The 15,910-nt window shown below is 60.4% G+C and carries 13 protein-coding genes; 8 read left to right on the top strand and 5 right to left on the bottom strand.

Features of this window, described 5'->3' with window-relative positions; all coding sequences use genetic code 11:
- Nucleotides 1-6: 6 nt before the first annotated feature.
- From fdxH to selB, 6 genes are all read left to right on the top strand, one after another.
- Nucleotides 7-906: a formate dehydrogenase subunit beta gene (fdxH, locus tag E7738_RS14465; protein ID WP_021506856.1), complete on the top strand. Its 900-nt coding sequence runs from the start codon at nt 7-9 to the stop codon at nt 904-906.
- Nucleotides 906-1,547, top strand: a complete 642-nt coding sequence (gene fdoI / locus E7738_RS14460; RefSeq protein WP_394516346.1) for a formate dehydrogenase cytochrome b556 subunit — start codon at nt 906-908, stop codon at nt 1,545-1,547. Before fdxH ends, fdoI begins: the two co-directional genes overlap by 1 nt.
- The gene (gene fdhE, locus E7738_RS14455; RefSeq protein WP_058770768.1) at nt 1,547-2,473 is read left to right on the top strand and encodes a formate dehydrogenase accessory protein FdhE; all 927 of its coding nucleotides are present in this window, start codon (nt 1,547-1,549) and stop codon (nt 2,471-2,473) included. Before fdoI ends, fdhE begins: the two co-directional genes overlap by 1 nt.
- A 131-nt stretch (nt 2,474-2,604) precedes the next feature.
- Nucleotides 2,605-3,216, top strand: coding sequence for a glutathione S-transferase (locus tag E7738_RS14450; RefSeq protein ID WP_021506859.1), 612 nt, complete (start codon nt 2,605-2,607; stop codon nt 3,214-3,216).
- Nucleotides 3,217-3,224: 8 nt separating this feature from the next.
- Nucleotides 3,225-4,604 carry an L-seryl-tRNA(Sec) selenium transferase gene (gene selA, locus E7738_RS14445; RefSeq protein ID WP_241798569.1) on the top strand — a complete coding sequence of 460 codons (1,380 nt, stop codon included), beginning with the start codon at nt 3,225-3,227 and terminating at the stop codon, nt 4,602-4,604.
- Nucleotides 4,601-6,454, top strand: coding sequence for a selenocysteine-specific translation elongation factor (selB, locus tag E7738_RS14440; protein WP_394515737.1), 1,854 nt, complete (start codon nt 4,601-4,603; stop codon nt 6,452-6,454). Before selA ends, selB begins: the two co-directional genes overlap by 4 nt.
- A 51-nt stretch (nt 6,455-6,505) precedes the next feature.
- Here selB and glyS read toward each other — a convergent pair whose 3' ends face one another.
- Nucleotides 6,506-8,575: a glycine--tRNA ligase subunit beta gene (gene glyS / locus E7738_RS14435; RefSeq protein ID WP_058781907.1), complete on the bottom strand. Its 2,070-nt coding sequence runs from the start codon at nt 8,573-8,575 to the stop codon at nt 6,506-6,508.
- 9 nt (nt 8,576-8,584) lie between these two features.
- Nucleotides 8,585-9,496, bottom strand: coding sequence for a glycine--tRNA ligase subunit alpha (gene glyQ / locus E7738_RS14430; protein WP_021506863.1), 912 nt, complete (start codon nt 9,494-9,496; stop codon nt 8,585-8,587).
- A 204-nt stretch (nt 9,497-9,700) separates the two neighbouring features.
- Here glyQ and E7738_RS14425 point away from each other — a divergent pair, with 204 nt between their 5' ends.
- Nucleotides 9,701-10,696, top strand: a complete 996-nt coding sequence (locus E7738_RS14425; RefSeq protein ID WP_058775591.1) for an acyltransferase — start codon at nt 9,701-9,703, stop codon at nt 10,694-10,696.
- Here the strand turns inward: E7738_RS14425 and E7738_RS14420 are convergent.
- From E7738_RS14420 to xylA, 3 genes are all read right to left on the bottom strand, one after another.
- Nucleotides 10,681-11,613: a GlxA family transcriptional regulator gene (locus E7738_RS14420; protein WP_260642156.1), complete on the bottom strand. Its 933-nt coding sequence runs from the start codon at nt 11,611-11,613 to the stop codon at nt 10,681-10,683. The genes E7738_RS14425 and E7738_RS14420 overlap by 16 nt on opposite strands.
- Nucleotides 11,614-11,752: 139 nt before the next feature.
- On the bottom strand, nt 11,753-13,195 hold the full coding sequence (xylB, locus tag E7738_RS14415) for a xylulokinase (protein ID WP_215786916.1): 1,443 nt from the start codon (nt 13,193-13,195) through the stop codon (nt 11,753-11,755).
- Between the two features lie 17 nt (nt 13,196-13,212).
- Entirely contained in the window at nt 13,213-14,535 is a 1,323-nt protein-coding gene (gene xylA, locus E7738_RS14410) for a xylose isomerase (protein WP_058775593.1), read from the bottom strand.
- A gap of 358 nt (nt 14,536-14,893) precedes the next feature.
- On the opposite strand from xylA, the gene xylF reads away from it, so the two are divergent.
- A complete protein-coding gene (gene xylF / locus E7738_RS14405) occupies nt 14,894-15,886 on the top strand; it encodes a D-xylose ABC transporter substrate-binding protein (protein ID WP_021506868.1) in 993 nt (330 codons plus the stop codon).
- The last annotated feature ends 24 nt before the right edge of the window (nt 15,887-15,910 follow it).

Genomic DNA, 15,910 nt, shown 5'->3' with positions numbered 1-15,910 from the left:
ACGAAGATGGCTTATCAATCGCAAGACATTATCCGCCGCTCCGCCACCAATGGTTTCACGCCTGCCCCGCAGGCGCGTGACCATCAGCAGGAAGTGGCGAAACTGATCGACGTCACCACCTGCATCGGCTGTAAGGCGTGTCAGGTCGCGTGTTCAGAGTGGAACGACATCCGCGACGAGGTCGGTCATAACGTCGGGGTGTATGACAACCCGGCGGATTTGACCGCCAAATCCTGGACGGTGATGCGTTTCTCGGAAGTCGAGGAGAACGGCAAGCTGGAGTGGCTGATCCGCAAGGATGGCTGTATGCACTGCGCCGACCCCGGCTGTCTGAAAGCCTGCCCGTCGGAAGGCGCGATTATTCAGTACGCGAACGGGATCGTCGATTTTCAGTCGGAACAGTGCATTGGCTGCGGCTACTGCATCGCCGGCTGTCCGTTTGACGTGCCGCGGCTGAATAAAGACGACAACCGCGTGTATAAATGCACGCTGTGCGTCGATCGCGTTAACGTCGGTCAGGAACCGGCGTGCGTGAAAACCTGTCCGACCGGGGCGATTCACTTCGGCAGCAAAAGCGATATGCAGCAGCTGGCTGCCGATCGCGTCGCTGAGCTGAACACGCGCGGCTATGCCAACGCCGGGCTGTACGATCCGGCTGGCGTCGGCGGCACCCACGTCATGTACGTGCTGCACCACGCCGACAAACCGCAGCTGTATCACGGCCTGCCGGCCAACCCGAGCATCAGCCCGGCGGTCACCTTCTGGAAAGGCGTCTGGAAACCGCTGGCTGCTATCGGCTTTGCCGCCACCTTCGCCGCCGCGGTGTTCCACTACGTTGGTGTCGGTCCGAACCGGGTGGAAGAGGACGACGACGAAAACCTGCATGAAAAAGAGGAGCGCGAATGATGAAAAAGCGCGATCGTCTGGTGCGCTACAGCGCGCCGGAACGCATCAATCACTGGATTGTCGCGTTCTGTTTTGTGTTTGCCGCGCTCAGCGGAATGGGTTTCTTTTTCCCGTCGTTTAACTGGCTGATGCACGTGCTCGGCACGCCACAGCTGGCGCGTATTCTGCACCCGTTCGTCGGCGTGGTGATGTTTGCAGCCTTTATTATCATGTTCTTACGCTACTGGAAGCACAATCTTATCCAGCGCGACGATCTGGTATGGGCGAAAAATATCCGCAAAATCGTGCGTAATGAAGAGGTGGGCGATACCGGGAAATACAACTTCGGGCAGAAGTGTGTGTTCTGGGCTGCTATCATCAGCTTAGTCTTGCTGCTGGCGAGCGGAATTGTCATTTGGCGCCCCTGGTTCGCCGGGTACTTCACCATTCCGCTGATTCGCGCCGCGCTGGTGGTGCATTCGGTCTCGGCTGTGGCACTGATCATGACGATTATGGTGCATATTTATGCCGCCCTGTGGGTGAAAGGCACCATTACCGCCATGGTTGAGGGCTGGGTACCGGCCGCGTGGGCGAAGAAACATCACCCACGCTGGTATCGCGAGCAGCGCCAACGCCAAACACAACAGGAAAAACGTCCCTGATGAGTATTCGCATCATCCCGCAGGAGCAGCTGGAGAAGAGCGAAAAGAACACGGCGGAGCAAGTTCCGCCGTTACTTTTCCCCCGGCTGAAAAATCTCTACAGCCGCCGTGCGGCGCGGTTGCGTGATCTGGCGGCGAAAAATCCGCTGGGCGACTACCTGCGTTTTGCCGCGGTGATCGCGCAGGCCCAGGAAATCGTGCTGTATGACCATCCGCTGCAGATCGATCTGCATCAGCGGCTGGCCGAGAGCGCGCAGCAGGGCAAACCGCCGCTGGATATCCACACTTACCCGCGCGATGTGCACTGGCAGCGGCTGCTGCATTCGCTGATCGCCGAGCTGAAGCCAGAGATGAGCGGCCAGGCGCTGGCGGTGCTGGAGAATCTGGAGAAGGCCTCGTCCACCGAGCTGGAAACCCTTGCCAGCGCGCTGCTGGAAGGCGAATTCGCCCAGGTCAGCAGTGATAAAGCCCCGTTCATCTGGGCGGCGCTGTCAATTTACTGGGCGCAGATGGCGGCGATGATCCCCGGCAAAGCGCGGGCCGAATATGGCGAGCACCGTCAGTTCTGCCCGGTGTGTGCCAGCGTGCCGGTCGCCAGCGTGGTGCACATGGACGTTGGCCAGCAGGGTCTGCGCTATCTGCACTGTAATCTGTGCGAAAGCGAGTGGTACGTGGTGCGCAGCAAGTGCTCGAACTGCGAGCAAACGCGCGATCTGCATTACTGGTCGCTGGACAGCGAGCAGGCTGCCGTGAAAGCCGAAAGCTGCGGCGACTGCGGTACCTATCTGAAGATGCTATACCAGGAGAAAGATCCGGCGCTGGAACCGGTGGCCGACGATCTCGCCTCGCTGGTGCTGGATGCCCGTATGGAGCAGGAAGGATTCGCGCGCAGCAGCCTGAATCCGTTTATGTTTCCCGGGGATTGATGCAGTAAATTTACTCATTCTGCGATTTGTAGCGGCGCGATTTATCGCGCGGTTTTGCACCATCAAACCCTGCGCGATAAATCGCGCCGCTACAATGTGGAGCCTGGCATTTATCGCAACGGAGACATCTGATGAAACTGATTGGCAGCTATACCAGCCCGTTTGTGCGCAAAATCTCAGTGATCCTGCTGGAAAAGGGCCTGGTGTTTGAATTCGTCAACCACTCTCCGTGGGAGCCTGACAGCCACGTCCCGCAGTACAATCCGCTGGGTAAAGTGCCGGCCTTCATTGATGACCAGCAGCTGACCTGGTTTGACTCCTCGATCATTGCTCAGGTGATTGAACTGCGTGGCGATGCCCCTGCCCTGCTGCCCGACGACGCACTGCGCGCCCTGCAGATCCGCCAGCTGGAGAAGCTGGCCGACGGCATCAATGATGCGGCGGTGATGATCGTGCGCGAACAGATGCGTCCCGGCGATCGGCAATCGGAAGAGGTGCTGCTGCGTAATCGCGAGAAAATCGCGCGCGGCCTCGACGCGCTGGAAACCGCTGCCGCGCAGGGCGAGTTGCTCAACAGCGGCACGCTCAACCTCGCCGATATCGCCACCGGCTGCACCCTGGGCTATCTCAATTTTCGCCGCGTGCTGCCCAACTGGTGCGTCAATCGCCCGGCGCTGGTTAAACTGGCAGAAACGCTGTTCGAGCGGGAAAGCTTTGCCCGTACGGTTCCGCCCACCCACTAAGTGATGTGATGAAAGCCCTCTACAGTCAGCTCCCTGCCATCGACAGCCTGCTGCGCGATCCGGCGCTGCAGCCGCTGCTGGAACAATCCGGTACCGCCTTTATCACGCGCCAGCTTCGCGGCATGCAGCAGGAGGCGCGCGACCACATTCAGCAACATCAATCGTTACCGCACTGGCACGCCAGCTGGCCGGATGAAGCGCTGCGCCGCGCGCAGCAGCAGCAGCAAAGCGCGCTGCGCCCGGTGTTTAACCTGACCGGCACCGTGCTGCACACCAATCTCGGGCGCGCGCAGCTCAGCGATCGCGCAATCGCGGCGGTCAGCGCCTGTTTGCGCCAGCCGGTAACGCTGGAGTATGCGCTGGACGACGCGGCGCGCGGCCATCGCGATCGCGCAGTCAGCGCACTGCTGTGCGAACTAACCGGCGCCGAAGCTGCCTGTATCGTCAATAACAACGCCGCTGCGGTGCTGCTGATGCTGGCCAGCCTGGCAGCGGGCCGCGACGTGATTATGTCTCGCGGCGAACTGGTGGAGATCGGCGGCGCATTCCGTATCCCTGACGTGATGCGCCAGGCGGGCTGCCGATTGGTGGAGGTCGGCACCACCAATCGCACCCATCTGAAGGATTATCGCGGCGCCATCGGCGGGGATAGCGGCCTGCTGATGAAGGTACATACCAGTAATTACCAGATTCAGGGCTTTACCCATGCCGTGCCTGAAGCCGAGCTGGTGCAGTTAGGCGACGCGCACGGCCTGCCGGTGATCAGCGATCTCGGCAGCGGTTCGCTGGTGGATATGACGACGTACGGATTGCCGCCTGAACCGATGCCGCAGCAGCTGATTGCGGCCGGCGTGAGCCTGGTGAGTTTCTCCGGTGACAAACTACTGGGTGGCCCGCAGGCCGGGATTATCGTCGGCAAAAAAGCGCTGATTGACCAGCTGCAACAGCATCCGCTGAAGCGCGCACTGCGCGTCGATAAAATGACGCTGGCGGCGCTGGAAGCGACACTGCAGCTCTACCGTCAGCCGGAAACCCTGCATGAGGCGCTGCCGACACTGCGCCTGCTGACGCGTAGCGCGCACGATATTCTGCAACAGGCCGAACGTCTGATGCCGGCGCTGGAGCACGCCTTCAGCGCCGATTTTTCGCTGGCGATCGCCGCCTGTTCCTCGCAAATTGGCAGCGGTTCGCTGCCGGTCGAACGGCTGCCCAGCTTTGCTATCACCTTCACGCCACGCGACGGTCACGGCAGCCAGCTCAACGCCCTGGCGCAGCGCTGGCGCCAGCTGGCACGCCCGGTGATTGGCCGCCTGCAGGAGGGCAAACTGTGGCTGGATTTACGCTGCCTTGATGACGAAGCCGCCCTGATACGGACCTTAGTACCATGATTATTGCCACGGCCGGACATGTCGATCACGGTAAAACTGCGCTGTTGCAGGCCCTGACCGGTGTTGATGCCGATCGCCTGCCGGAAGAGAAACGGCGCGGCATGACCATCGATCTCGGTTATGCCTACTGGCCGCAGCCCGATGGCCGCACGCTGGGCTTCATTGATGTGCCTGGCCATGAAAAATTTCTCGCCAACATGCTGGCCGGCATCGGCGGCATCCATCATGCGCTGCTGGTGGTGGCCTGTGACGATGGCGTGATGCCGCAGACGCGTGAGCATTTACAGCTGCTGAGCCTCGCCGCACAGCCGCCGCTGAGCGTGGCGCTGACCAAAGCCGACCGCGTTGACGCCGCACGCATCGCAGAGGTGCAGCAGCAGGTCGCACAGCTCACGCAGCAGCTCGGCTGGCCAGCGGCAGCGCAGTTTGTTACCAGCAGCCATACGCTGCAGGGCATTGAAACGCTGCGCCAGCACCTCAGCAGCCTGTATGCACCGGCGTTTGAGCCTGGCCGCCGTTTCCGGCTCGCCATCGACCGCGCTTTCACGCTGAAAGGCACCGGGCTGGTGGTCACCGGCACCGCGCTGAGCGGTGAAGTCAGGGTGGGCGACACGCTGTGGCTCAGCAGCCTGAACCTGCCGCTGCGCGTGCGGGCGCTGCATGCGCAGAACCAGCCAGTGACGCGCGCCCAGGCGGGCGAGCGCATCGCGCTGAATATCGTCGGTGACGTGGAGAAGGCACAGATTACGCGCGGCGACTGGCTGCTGGCGCAGCCACGTCCCGCCGGCACGCAGCGGCTGATCGTTGCACTGCGCCTGCTGCAACCGCTGAAAACGGCCTCACAGCCGGTGCATCTGCATCACGCGGCCAGCCACGTCACCGGCCGCTTAACGCAGCTCACGGACGATGTGGCTGAACTGGTGCTCAGCCAGCCGCTGTGGCTGGCGGAAAACGATCGGATAATTATCCGCGACAGCAATGCGCAGCACACGCTGGGCGGCGGACGCGTACTGCTGTGCGACAGCAAAAAGCGCGGTAAACGCCAGCCGGACTATCTGCAGTGGCTACAGCAGCTGGCCGCGGCGCGCGATGACAGCGCCAGCCTGCAGGCGCATCTGGCGTATCAACCGGCCGCGTATGACGAGCTCGGCTGGGCGCGCCAGCTTACTGCGCCGGCGCTGGACGCGCTGCTGCTGCCGCTGAATCCGGTACGGCTGGGGACCAGCCTGATGAGCGACACCATGGCCAGCGCCTGGCAGCAGCGTTTACGGGAAGCGCTGAGCGCCTTTCACCAGCAGCACCCGGAGCTGCCGGGCATCGGCCACGATCGCCTGCGTCGTGTGGCGCTGCCGCATGCGCCGGCACCGCTGGTGCCGGGATTAATTGACCAAATGCTGGCACAAGGCGAGCTGCGGCAGAAACAGGGCTGGCTGCACCTGCCCGACTTCGCGCCGCGCTTTAATCCGCAGGAAGCCACGCTGTGGCAGCAGGTCGAGCCGCTGTTCAGCGACCAGCCGCTGTGGGTGCGCGACATTGCCGATGCGCTGCAGCAGGATGAAGAGCAGATTCGCGGTTTATTGCTCACCGCGGCGCGTCTCGGCCATATCACGGCGATCGTGCGCGATCGCTACTACCGCAGCGCGCAGATCCAGATCTTCGCCGATCTGATTCGTCAGCGCGCAGCCGCCGGAGGCAGCACCAGCGCCGCCGACTTCCGCAACCAGCTGGGTACCGGCCGCAAAGTCGCGGTGCAGATTCTGGAATTCTTTGACCGCAGCGGCTTTACCCGCCGTCGCGGTAACGATCACCTGCTGCGCGACGCGCGCCTGTTCACCCCTTCTGCCGCCTGAAACAAAAAAAGGGACGATTGCTCGTCCCTTCAGTTCACTTCTGCCCATCGCTTACTGCAGCAGCGAAATGTCCGCCACCTGCAGGAACAGCTCGCGCAGTTGCGCCAGCAGCGTCAGGCGATTGATACGCACCGCTTCGTCATCGGCATTCACCATGACGTTGTCGAAGAAGTTATCCACCGCTTCGCGCAGCTGTGCCAGCTCCACCAGGGCATCCTGATAGCGGCCTTCCGCAAAGTACGGCTGCAGCTTGTCGCCCAGCGCGGTGACAAAGGTCGCCAGCTGAATTTCAGCGTTCTCTTTCAGCAGGGACGCCTGCACGCTGTCGTTCAGGGTTTCGGTGGCTTTCGCCAGGATATTCGACACGCGCTTGTTAGCCGCCGCCAGCGCCGAAGCCGCTTCCAGCGTACGGAAGTGCGAAACCGCCTTCATACGTGCATCGAAATCGGCCGGACGGGTTGGACGACGCGCCAGCACCGCCTGAATGGTGTCAACGCTGTGGCCCTCTTCCTGATACCAGGCGCGGAAACGACCCAGCATGAAGTCGATGACATCATCGACCACATTGGCGTTGCTCAGCTTGCTGCCGTACAGGCGCACCGCTTCTTCCGTCAGGGTTTGCAGATCGAGCGGCAGGTTCTTCTCCACGATGATACGCAGCACGCCCAGCGCGGCACGACGCAGCGCAAACGGGTCTTTATCGCCTTTCGGATGCTGTCCGATGCCGAAGATACCGGCCAGGGTATCCATTTTGTCGGCAATCGCCACAGCACAGGCCACCGGGCTGGACGGCAGATCGTCACCGGCGAAACGCGGCTGGTACTGCTCGTTAAGTGCGACCGCCACATCTTCCGCTTCGCCATCGTGGCGCGCGTAGTGCATGCCCATCACACCCTGGGTGTCGGTGAACTCGAACACCATATTGGTCATCAGGTCGCACTTCGACAGCAGACCAGCGCGCGTGGCGTGATTGACATCAGCTCCAATCTGCGCGGCAATCCAGCCGGCCAGCGCCTGAATACGGTCGGTTTTGTCACGCAGCGTACCCAGCTCTTTCTGGAACAGCACGGTTTCCAGACGCGGCAGGTTATCTTCCAGACGCTTTTTACGGTCGGTGTTGAAGAAGAACTCGGCATCGGCCAGACGCGGACGCACCACTTTTTCATTACCGGCAATGATCTGCTGCGGATCGCGCGATTCAATGTTGGTGACGAAGATGAAGTTGGGCAGCAGCTGGCCATCTTCCGCGTAAACCGGGAAGTACTTCTGATCCCCTTTCATGGTGTACACCAGCGCTTCAGCCGGTACCGCGAGGAACTTCTCTTCAAACTTCGCCGTCAGCACCACCGGCCACTCCACCAGCGAAGCCACCTCTTCCAGCAGGCTGTCGCTCAGGTCGGCTTTACCGCCCAGCTGCTGCGCGGCGGCTTCGGCATCGGCTTTGATTTTGGCTTTACGCGTGGCGTAATCGGCGATCACTTTACCGCGCTCCTGCAGCAGCTGCGGATACTGATCGGCGTTGTCCAGCGTCAACTCCGGCTCGCCCATGAAGCGGTGGCCGCGAATAACGCGATCGGACTGAATACCGAGGATGGTGGCCGGAATCAGCTCATCACCCAGCAGCAGCGTCACGGTGTGCACCGGACGCACGAACTGCACGTCGCTGGCACCCCAGCGCATCAGTTTTGGAATCGGCAGCTTGCTCAGCGCGGTCGCGACCATCGCCGGCAGCAGCGCCTGCGCGCTTTCGCCTTTTACCGCAGCACGATGCACCAGCCACTCGCCTTTGTCAGTGCTGAGACGCTCAGCCTGCTCTACGGTAATGCCGTTGCCACGTGCCCAGCCTTCTGCCGCTTTAGTCGGCTTGCCTTCGGCATCAAACGCCGCAGCGACGGCCGGGCCGCGCTTTTCTACTTCGCGATCGGGCTGCGCGGCCGCCAACTGTGCCACCTTCAGCGCCAGACGACGCGGTGCCGCAAACCAGCTGACGTCGCCATGCGCCAGACCGGCGCTGTCGAGCTCAGCGGTAAAGTGCGCAGCAAAGGCTTCTGCCAGGCTGCGCAGGGCTTTCGGAGGCAACTCTTCGGTGCCAATTTCCACCAGGAAAGTTTTATCGGTCATGGCTGCCTCTTACTTATTACGGTTGCACATAGGGAAGCCGAGCGCCTCGCGGGAGGCATAATAGGCTTCCGCCACGGCTTTCGTCAGGGTGCGAATACGCAGGATATAGCGCTGGCGCTCGGTTACCGAGATCGCTTTGCGCGCATCAAGCAGGTTGAAGCTGTGCGCGGCTTTGAGAATGCGCTCATAGGCCGGCAGCGGCAGCGGTTTTTCCAGCGCCAGCAGCTGCTGTGCCTCTTTTTCATACTGCTCGAAGCAGCTGAACAGGAAATCGACGTCGGCGTACTCAAAGTTGTAGGTCGACTGCTCCACTTCGTTCTGGTGGAACACGTCACCGTAGGTGGTTTTGCCGAACGCGCCGTCGCTCCAGGTGAGATCGTACACGCTGTCCACGCCCTGGATGTACATCGCCAGGCGCTCCAGACCATAGGTGATCTCGCCGGTCACCGGCTTACACTCCAGGCCGCCGACCTGCTGGAAGTAGGTGAACTGCGTGACTTCCATGCCGTTCAGCCACACTTCCCAGCCGAGTCCCCAGGCGCCCAGCGTTGGGTTTTCCCAGTTATCTTCGACGAAGCGAATGTCATGCACGCCAGGGTCGATACCGAGCTCTTTCAGCGATCCGAGGTACAGCTCCTGAAGGTTGTCCGGGTTCGGCTTAATCACCACCTGGAACTGGTAGTAGTGCTGTAAACGGTTCGGGTTTTCACCGTAGCGGCCATCGGTGGGACGACGCGATGGCTGCACGTAGGCGCTCGCCATCGGCTCTGGCCCGAGAGCACGCAGGCAAGTCATAGGGTGAGAAGTGCCAGCGCCCACTTCCATGTCCAGCGGCTGGACGATGGTGCAGCCCTGACGCGCCCAGTAATCCTGCAAGGTCAGGATCAGGCCCTGAAAGGTCTTGGTATCAAACTTTTGCATGTTGAATTCGCACGCGATACGGGTGGATTTAAAAAGAGTGCGACAGTATACCCTTTGACCGCGCATTGTGCAGCCGGAAATCCTGGCGCAGGCGGGTGCGGTTATGCGGCGGTTAACAGAGAGCTCCGAAATCCAGGCTGCGGGGGTTGTTGGCCCGCTGTGCACTGGCTACCCTTCTTCGCACGGAGTACGCACGAGGAAGCCATGTCGCAAAAAATCTGCTGGATTGATAACTTACGCGCGGTCGCCTGTCTGATGGTGATCGTCATTCACACCACCACCTGGTACATTACCGGACCGATGGCAGTCACCGGACCCAGCTGGGACGTCGCCAATCTGCTTAACTCGGCTTCGCGCGTCTGCGTGCCGCTGTTCTTCATGATTTCCGGTTATCTGTTCTTTGGCGAACGCAGCGCACAGGGCCGCCATCTGCTGCGCATTGTGCTGTGCCTGCTGTTCTACAGCGCCGTCGCGCTGGCCTACATCACCTGGCTGACGCCGATCAGCGAAGGCCGATCGCTGCTGAAGCTGTTGCAGAAGCCGGTGTTCTACCATCTGTGGTTCTTCTTCGCCATTATCGGCATCTACCTGCTGTCTCCGCTGATTCAGGTGAAAAACGTGCCGCCGCGCTATGTGGCGCTGCTGGTGCTGATCCTCGCGGTAATCGCCAATCCGAACACCGTCAGCCAGTCGCTGGGGCCGTTCCACTGGCTGCCGGTCAATCTGTATGTCAGCGGCGACTCGATTTACTACCTGCTGTACGCGCTGCTTGGACGGGCAATTGGCGTGATGGATACCGACAGGCGCGGCATTAGCTGGCTGGCCGGGCTGAGTTTTATCGCCTGCGTCATCGGTATCGCACTTGGCACCAGACAAATGCTGAAGATTAACGGCGCGTTTAATGACACCTGGTATCTTTACTGTGGCCCACTGGTTTTTATCGCGGCGATAAGCCTGCTGGTGCTGTTTAAAAATGTGCTGAACCACCGGCCGCTGCCGCTGCTGGCAACCATTTCACGCTATTCGCTGCCGATTTATGGTTTCCATGCGCTGTTCATTCACTATCTGCGTACCCATCATTACGACGATATGTCGCGGCCGTGGCTGGATCTGCCGTGGGTCTTTGGCGTAACCCTGCTGGGCAGCCTGCTGCTGGCGATGCTGCTGAAACGCGTGGACAAGCATCATCTGGTGAGCTGATCGTCCCAGCGCTGCCGGGCGCGGCGCAGCTGGCGTGCCGAGGAGAAGCCGGCGGCCAGCGCCGCTTTTTCCGCCGCTTCCCCCTGCTGCTGGCGCTGGCGCGCAATCACCAGCCGCAGCTGCTCGTGGTATTCCCGCACGCTGATACCCAAATGCTGGCGAAACAGGCGCGTCAGATGGCGCTCGCTGACGTGGGCGCGTTCGGCCAGCGCGCTCAGCGACCAGTCATGTTCCGGATGTGCAATCATCGCGTCCTGCGCGCGATGTATCGCCGGATGCAGATGATTACGATAACGCAGCCACGGCGACAGTTGCGGATCGTCACCCGAGCGGCGGAACCACACCACCATCTCCCGCGCCACCGTTAGCGCCTGCCGCGCGCCGCACAGACGGTTGATCAGGTGCAGCGCCAGATCGATACCGGCAGTAATCCCCGCGCTGGTCCAGATGCCGGCATCTTCCACAAACACGCGGTTGTCTTTCACCAGCGCAGCCGGCGCGGCAGCTTTCAGGCGCGGCAACACATCATGGTGCGTGGTGCACTGTACGCCATCCAGCAGACCAGCCTGCGCGGAGAGCAGCGCGCCGGAGCAAATACACACGAGGGTAATGCGCCGCGTATGAATCGCGCCGTGTTGCTGGCGCAGCCAGTCACGCGCCTGCCCGGCTGCCCCGGTATCGAACCAGATGCGGGAATCGAACACGCCGGGCACAATCAGCAGACTGTTATCGGGTAGCGTGGCGGGCAGCGGTGCAATATCAGCAATGGTCATGCCGGTCGAGCAGGTGACGCTCGCCTGTGGGCCGATGTAGTGCAGCGCAAAATGTCCGCCCGCCAGCTGCAGCGTCTCTGCCGGCCCGGTGAGGTCGAGCGCCATGACGCCCGGCAGGACAAGAAAATAGACGGGCTGCGGCATGGTGGGTTCCTCAGGCGATGAAGGGTAACGATGGGCGAAGATGCGCAGCCAAATCCGGCCACGTATCTTCATCGATTCTTCCCATCATACCCGACTCTGTTCACGCCTTGCGACCTCATCCGGCCATGCGTCAGCCAAATCAGGACATCAGTGGTAACAGCTGCTGATATAGCTGCGCAAAGCGCGCACGGCGCGGCTGATAGGCCTGATGCTGCGCGGCGTCCGGCTGATGGCGCTGCACTAACGCCGGTGCCGGCCATTCGCTGGCCGGGTCCACCGCCAGCTGCGCCAGACGTGCGGCACCGAGCGCCGGCCCCACCTCGCCGCCGTGACAATAATCCAGCGTCAGTCCACTGATGTCCGCCAGCATCTGCCGCCAGTACGCGCTGCGCGCACCGCCGCCAATCAGCATCACCGCGTTGGGCAGTACGCCACACTCATGCACCGCATCCATGCCTTCCGCCAGCGCAAAGCCCACACCTTCCAGCACCGCGCGCGCCAGTTCCGGCCGGCCGTGCTGGTGCGTCAGGCCAAAGAAAGCCCCCTGTGCCTGCGGATTATTGTGCGGCGTGCGCTCGCCGGAAAGATAAGGCAAAAACCACACCGGCGTGGCCTGCGCGCTGGCGCGTTCAGCTTCGGCCAGCAGGTGCGGCACATCATCGCAGCCGGTCAGCGCAGCGGCCCAGTCCAGACAGGCGGCGGCACTCAGCATCACCGACATCAGATGCCAGCGCTGCGGCAGCGCATGACAGAAACTGTGCACGGCGCGTTGCGGATTGCTGAGATAGCCTTCGCTCACCAGAAAATAGACGCCGGAGGTGCCGAGCGACAGCATGCCCTGTCCTGGCTCAACCATGCCAACGCCCACAGCGCCAGCCGCATTGTCGCCGCCGCCGGCCACCAGCGGCACCGGCTCCATCCCCCAGCGCGCCGCAATTTCCGGCAGCAGCGTGCCGGTAATCTGGTTGCCTTCAAACAGCTGCGGCATGTGGCTGCGGTTCAGTCCGCACGCCGCCAGCATTGCATCGCTCCAGTCGCGCTGTGCCACATCCAGCCACATCGTTCCCGCCGCATCTGACATATCGGTGGCGAAATCGCCGCTCATCCGCCAGCGCAGATAATCTTTCGGCAGCAGCACTTTTGCTACCTGCGCAAATATCGCCGGTTCATGCTGCTGCACCCACAACAATTTGGGCGCGGTAAAACCCGGCATCATCAGGTTGCCGGTAATCTGACGCGACGACGGTACGCGCTGCTCCAGCTCGTGGCACTGCGCGCTACTGCGCCCGTCGTTCCACAATATCGCCGGACGCAGCACCTGATGCGCGGCGTCCAGCAGCGTCGCGCCGTGCATCTGGCCGCTAAAGCCGATGGCGCTGACGTGGCGTAAATCGTGCTGCTGCGCCAGCGCCTGCATGGCACTATCGGTGGCCTGCCACCAGCTTTCGGGATCCTGTTCGCTCCATAGCGGCTGCGGACGCGTCACCTGCAGCGGCGCGCTGGCCGTTGCCTGAACCTGGCCGTGCGCATCCAGCAGCGCCACTTTAACGCCGGAGGTGCCTAAATCGATCCCGATAACCATGCTTCGCTCCCGATGGATTAGAAATTATACAGATAGTGATTCACCAGATTTTCCAGCTGCTCCTGGCGTCCGCTGCGATGCTGCGGATTGAGTTGCTGCTGCTGAGCATGCGCCGCCAGCGAGGCAAGAGAAAACTCACCTTTCAGAATTTGCTGGCCGAACTCACCATTCCAGCCGCTATAGCGCTGCGCCACGCGCTTATCCAGCTCGCCATCGCTCACCATACGCGCCGCCACTTTCAGCGCCAGCGCCATGGTATCCATCGCGCCGATGTGGCCATAAAACAGATCGTATTTGTCGGTGCTCTGGCGCCGTACTTTGGCATCAAAGTTTAAGCCGCCGGTGGTGAACCCGCCCGCTTTGAGGATTTCGTACATCACCAGCGCGTTTTCTTCGACGCTGTTCGGGAACTGATCGGTATCCCAGCCGCACTGGCTGTCACCGCGGTTGGCATCGACCGAACCGAAGATGCCCAGTGCAATCGCCGTCGCAATTTCATGATGGAAAGAGTGACCCGCCAGCGTGGCATGGTTGGCTTCCACATTCACTTTGATCTCTTTTTCCAGGCCAAACTGCCGGAGGAAACCGTAGACCGTCGCGACATCAAAGTCGTACTGGTGTTTAGTCGGCTCCTGCGGCTTCGGCTCAATCAGCAGCATCCCCTGGAAACCGATTTTATGCTTGTGCTCTACCACCATCTGCATGAAGCGCCCGATCTGCTCGCGCTCCTGCCGCAAATCGGTATTCAGCAGCGTTTCGTACCCTTCGCGTCCGCCCCACAGCACATAGTTTTCACCGCCCAGCGTCTGCGTCGCCTGCATCGCGCTGCACACCTGGCTGGCTGCCCAGGCGAAAATTTCCGGATCCGGGCTGGTCGCCGCGCCGGCCGCATAGCGGGGATGCGTAAAGCAGTTCGCGGTGCCCCACAGCAATCTGACGCCGGTTTCCTGCTGTTTTTCCAGCAGCTTATCTGTCATTACCGCCAGGTTTTCCTGGTAGCTGCGCAGCGAATCACCTTCCGGTGACACATCGACATCATGGAAGCAGTAATAAGGCACGTTGAGTTTGTAAAAGAACTCGAACGCGACATCTGCCTTGAGCTTCGCCAGCTGCAGCGCATCGCCATTTTTCTGCCACGGGCGATCAAAGGCACCCACGCCGAACATATCCGCCCCGTTCCAGCAGAACGTGTGCCAGTAACAGGCGGCAAAACGCAGGTGTTCCGCCATGGTTTTACCCAGAATCACTTCCTGCGGATTGTAATGACGAAACGCCAGTGCGTTAGTGGTATTGGCCCCTTCATAACCAACGCGCTCAAGCTGGTCGAAATAAGCGTGCATGTTGTGCTCCTTAGCATCAGACCCGAATGGTCAGCAGTGAAGCGTTATTTTGCGGAGGCGTAACCGTTCAGCTCAATTACGATATTTCACACTGAACTTAAGATAATTATTATTTGTGCGGCAGCTCGCAAATCCATGTATTTAATTACATCGCGTGCCGGCGCGCAGCGCCGCTGCAAGATTTAACAGATGGCCGCGTAAAATTTCGATCGCGCTCAAAGAATCACAAATAAACAAAAAAACGTAATAGCAGGATAAAAATCAGTAATTGATGTTGTTCACGTCGCGGGGCAACAATTCATCCGCCCTGGTTCATAGCCTTACAACGACAATAGCCTCAACCTACAGGATGACCATGATGAAAATGAGACACACGCTGTTAGCCCTCAGCGCTGCACTGGCCCTGTTCAGCCACGCCGGGCTGGCGAAAGAAGTGAAAATCGGTATGGCGATCGATGATTTACGTCTGGAACGCTGGCAGAAAGACCGGGACATTTTTGTCAGCCAGGCGGAAAAGTCTGGGGCCAAAGTATTTGTCCAGTCGGCCAACGGCAATGAAGAGACGCAAATCTCACAGATTGAAAATATGATCAACCGCGGTGTCGATGTGCTGGTCATCATTCCTTATAACGGTCAGGTATTGAGTAATGTGGTGGCTGAAGCGAAACGCGAAGGCATAAAAGTCCTCGCTTATGACCGCATGATTAATAATGCCGACATCGATTTTTATATCTCGTTTGATAATGAAAAAGTCGGCGAACTGCAGGCTGAAAGTCTGGTTAAACAGGTACCTAAAGGGAACTACTTTTTGATGGGCGGATCGCCGGTGGATAATAACGCGCGTCTGTTCCGTGCCGGCCAGATGAAAGTGTTAAAACCTTACATCGATAACGGCAGCATCAAAGTGGTGGGCGATCAGTGGGTTGATGCCTGGCTGCCAGAAAATGCGCTGAAAATCATGGAAAACGCGCTGACCGCTAACAGCAACCACATTGATGCCGTCGTTGCCTCCAACGATGCCACCGCCGGTGGGGCCATTCAGGCGCTAAGCGCGCAGGGACTGGCGGGCAAAGTCGCCATTTCCGGTCAGGATGCCGATCTCGCCGCCATCAAACGCATCATGAACGGCACGCAAACCATGACGGTATACAAACCCATCACCGAACTTGCCACCGAAGCGGCAAAAATTGCGGTGGAACTGGGCGATGGCAAAACCCCCGCCAGCAACAGCAAGCTGAATAATGGCCTGAAAGATGTCCCGTCGCGCCTGCTGAAGCCGATTCCGGTCAACAAAGACAACATTGAAAGCACCGTGGTGAAAGACGGCTTCCACAAACAGAGCGAACTCTAAGCGCCTGAAACGCGAAGGAGCAGA

This window comes from Pantoea sp. SGAir0430 (assembly GCF_043549295.1).
The sequence above is the reverse complement of the archived record's forward strand: the minus strand, read 5'-3'. Positions and strand labels throughout refer to the sequence as shown.

Bases quoted from the DNA above. Each gene is read 5' to 3' on its own strand.
- xylB (WP_215786916.1), bottom strand. From the start codon at position 13,195: ATGGTTATCGGGATCGATTTAGGCACCTCCGGCGTTAAAGTGGCGCTG.
- selA (WP_241798569.1), top strand. From the start codon at position 3,225: ATGAAAGCCCTCTACAGTCAGCTCCCTGCCATCGACAGCCTGCTGCGC.
- E7738_RS14425 (WP_058775591.1), top strand. From the start codon at position 9,701: ATGTCGCAAAAAATCTGCTGGATTGATAACTTACGCGCGGTCGCCTGT.
- E7738_RS14450 (WP_021506859.1), top strand. From the start codon at position 2,605: ATGAAACTGATTGGCAGCTATACCAGCCCGTTTGTGCGCAAAATCTCA.
- selB (WP_394515737.1), top strand. From the start codon at position 4,601: ATGATTATTGCCACGGCCGGACATGTCGATCACGGTAAAACTGCGCTG.
- E7738_RS14420 (WP_260642156.1), bottom strand. From the start codon at position 11,613: ATGCCGCAGCCCGTCTATTTTCTTGTCCTGCCGGGCGTCATGGCGCTC.
- fdoI (WP_394516346.1), top strand. From the start codon at position 906: ATGAAAAAGCGCGATCGTCTGGTGCGCTACAGCGCGCCGGAACGCATC.
- glyQ (WP_021506863.1), bottom strand. From the start codon at position 9,496: ATGCAAAAGTTTGATACCAAGACCTTTCAGGGCCTGATCCTGACCTTG.
- xylF (WP_021506868.1), top strand. From the start codon at position 14,894: ATGAAAATGAGACACACGCTGTTAGCCCTCAGCGCTGCACTGGCCCTG.
- xylA (WP_058775593.1), bottom strand. From the start codon at position 14,535: ATGCACGCTTATTTCGACCAGCTTGAGCGCGTTGGTTATGAAGGGGCC.
- glyS (WP_058781907.1), bottom strand. From the start codon at position 8,575: ATGACCGATAAAACTTTCCTGGTGGAAATTGGCACCGAAGAGTTGCCT.
- fdhE (WP_058770768.1), top strand. From the start codon at position 1,547: ATGAGTATTCGCATCATCCCGCAGGAGCAGCTGGAGAAGAGCGAAAAG.
- fdxH (WP_021506856.1), top strand. From the start codon at position 7: ATGGCTTATCAATCGCAAGACATTATCCGCCGCTCCGCCACCAATGGT.